This window comes from Geobacillus sp. WSUCF1, assembly GCF_000422025.1.
GTDB lineage: Bacteria > Bacillota > Bacilli > Bacillales > Anoxybacillaceae > Geobacillus > Geobacillus zalihae.
The window spans coordinates 1-2,494 of the sequence record NZ_ATCO01000219.1 but is presented as its reverse complement, the minus strand read 5'-3'; the positions used below and the strand labels follow the sequence as shown (position 1 = coordinate 2,494).

Sequence of the window (2,494 nt, the reverse complement as noted above, 5' to 3'; positions counted from 1 at the left end):
ATTTCATCCAGCTAACATGTATCTAGGATTGAGTAGAAATCACAGAAAATGGTGAAGACCCAAAAAATGATTAAATTATGAATTGACATTAAAAACCAATAATGGTTTAATATACTTGAAAACAGAATCTAAAAGATTAGAGGGGGAATGCTATGATTCTGTCAAGAAGAACGAAAAATTTAGGTGTATTATTTGTAGGTGTATTATTGTTTTTTTCTCTTATTGCAATATCTGTTAAATCATTTACTTATGCTAAGGAAAAAGACTTAACTCTTAATGGACAAGTTACATTTGGAATTTCTTTGGATGATGCACCAAAAGACTTAATCGACAATATGAAACAAGATGGAGTACATTTTATTGGTAAAGATAAAAAAGAAGGAATAGTCTTAAACCCACAAGGACTAACGATAAATATAAATGATTCCAATGGAAATACAGTATCAACATTACATCCTGATGTAAATGGTTTATTCGAATCACCACAACTGGATCCAGGTAAATACGAAATTAATGTTTTATATGGAGAGAAAACCATTTATACAGATAAAGTAAAAGTCGGCAATAAAAAAACATATCAATTTAAGGCTCTCATTCCTCTTAAAGATTTTTTGGATGAAATGCATCCTGCTATAGATGAAAACGACAATCATAACGATAATAGCATGGATAACACGGGGACGATAACTATTCAGAGCCATAAATCCCCTCATATTCCTTGTAATGATTATAATGGCGTAGATTCAGATGGCAGACATGTGCATGACTGGACCCACTTCAAAGGAAGCGATTGCTATTGGGTATTTGCGGTTTGGATGCGTACACCTCAATGCGCTTTAGATAAATGGGACAGCACAGAATATTGTGATGGTACGAGAAATTGCTCACCAGCTATGGGACATCCTACAAAATTCCACTGGCACGATAATTTCGAAGGAACTAAATGGCATTACTAATATAAAAAAATAAAGGGGCTTGCCGAAAAGCATTCAGCCCCTTTATTTTTTGCTTGGTATGTGATCTGCATAAGGATCATATATTCCTGTTACAAGTAAAAATACAATAATAATTAAAATACCAATAAAAGTTAGCCCCATTTTGAATAAATTAGGTTTAATTTTTTTTAAAGGAATTAAAAACATTGATAAGAGAATAATAATTATAATTAATAAAATGGCTAATCCGATATTCATTGTTTCACCTTCTTGTTTTTGATTTATAATCAAAAAACACACTTAAAAATGTTTGTGTTGTAAATCGTATATGAGTAGATTGCAATTATAAAAAACTTAGTACCATAAGAACAAATCAAGGAAATATAACCAATAATTACAAAAACAATTTCGAATTTATTCTAACATTAAAAATAATTTTGATCAACAAAAATATTAAATTGGGGACAGAGAGGTTTATCAAAAAACAAAAGCTCAAATTTACCCGACTAAAATTCCAGCATAATACCAAATTATTTCCATTAATGAAAGCTCTTTACCTGTTCTCACACAACGGCTTATTTAAAAAAGCAATAAGTAAAATTGGCATGGAAATTAAGTAATATCTTCAAAAAAGAAAAAGTAAGTGAAAAACAAATCATTCACTTACTTTTTCCCCATTACTATGGATGTCGTTATTCTCTTTTCTATTATAGAAGAAAGCAACAATGAACGAAATGACAATAGGAGTAAAATCAAAATAATCAGATGTCGTTCCAACGCTTGTTTGATGTTTGTAAAATTTAAAGAAATCAACCCCAAAGCCATATCCGATAATTGCATAGACGGTATATACAATAATAGAGAGAATAATTGCATGAACCATCAACTTAAAAAATTCCTTTTTTGTCATAATACCCAATCACCTCCCTGTATAGGTTGATATACACTATAATTTAGTGTATAATTCCTTCTTCTTATAACTCACATTTCGCACCCTCTCGACGAAAATCGGGAGGATTTTTTCGTTCCGATGTCGAATGAATCCTTGACACACAAGGAACGTAAAGGAGTTTTTCTCTTATGAACGTTCAAGTCAAAAAGGTCTATCGCAATTCTTATTTGAATATAATAAGTGCCCTATTCAAGAAACTGGGTCTGCCTCAATTGATTGACCATCTCGTGCCCGTCGATCCGCAGTGCCAAACGCGAGTCAGCGATGCCGTTCAGGCCATCCTCTACAATATGTTTGACGGCCGGCAAGCCCTTGTTCACTTGGAACATTGGGCTCAGGAGGTCGATTGTGAGAAACTCATCCGTCCCGATCTCCATCCTTCCTGGTTGAACGACGATGCGTTGGCCCGTCATCTCGATCGCCTGTATGAGGCTGGCATTCACAACGTCATCAGCACTTGCTTGATTCATATTTATCGAAAAGAAGGCCTTTCCCTCCGAGCCTTCCACGCCGATACGACGGACAAGACCGTTTACGGCGCGTATGAATCGGCCTCGTTAGAGGCCTTACAAATCACACATGGCTACAACCGCCATCATCGTTGGCA

The 2,494-nt window shown here is 34.6% G+C and carries 4 protein-coding genes; 2 read left to right on the top strand and 2 right to left on the bottom strand.

All coding sequences use genetic code 11. The features are described from left to right. Nucleotides 1-152: 152 nt before the first annotated feature. The gene (locus tag I656_RS00910; protein ID WP_014194627.1) at nt 153-956 is read left to right on the top strand and encodes a hypothetical protein; all 804 of its coding nucleotides are present in this window, start codon (nt 153-155) and stop codon (nt 954-956) included. Between the two features lie 42 nt (nt 957-998). Here I656_RS00910 and I656_RS0116915 read toward each other — a convergent pair whose 3' ends face one another. Further along, nucleotides 999-1,193 carry a hypothetical protein gene (locus tag I656_RS0116915; RefSeq protein WP_014194626.1) on the bottom strand — a complete coding sequence of 65 codons (195 nt, stop codon included), beginning with the start codon at nt 1,191-1,193 and terminating at the stop codon, nt 999-1,001. A 397-nt stretch (nt 1,194-1,590) separates the two neighbouring features. After that, nucleotides 1,591-1,845, bottom strand: coding sequence for a hypothetical protein (locus I656_RS0116910; protein WP_025039385.1), 255 nt, complete (start codon nt 1,843-1,845; stop codon nt 1,591-1,593). Nucleotides 1,846-2,015: 170 nt separating this feature from the next. Between I656_RS0116910 and I656_RS00915 the strand changes: the two genes are divergently transcribed. After that, on the top strand, nt 2,016-2,494 hold a 479-nt coding region (locus tag I656_RS00915; protein WP_020756770.1), incomplete at its 3' end, for a DUF4277 domain-containing protein.

What these genes read in the sequence shown, in the direction of transcription:
- I656_RS00910 (WP_014194627.1), top strand. Translation starts at nt 153, where the DNA reads ATGATTCTGTCAAGAAGAACGAAAAATTTAGGTGTATTATTTGTAGGT.
- I656_RS0116915 (WP_014194626.1), bottom strand. Translation starts at nt 1,193, where the DNA reads ATGAATATCGGATTAGCCATTTTATTAATTATAATTATTATTCTCTTA.
- I656_RS0116910 (WP_025039385.1), bottom strand. Translation starts at nt 1,845, where the DNA reads ATGACAAAAAAGGAATTTTTTAAGTTGATGGTTCATGCAATTATTCTC.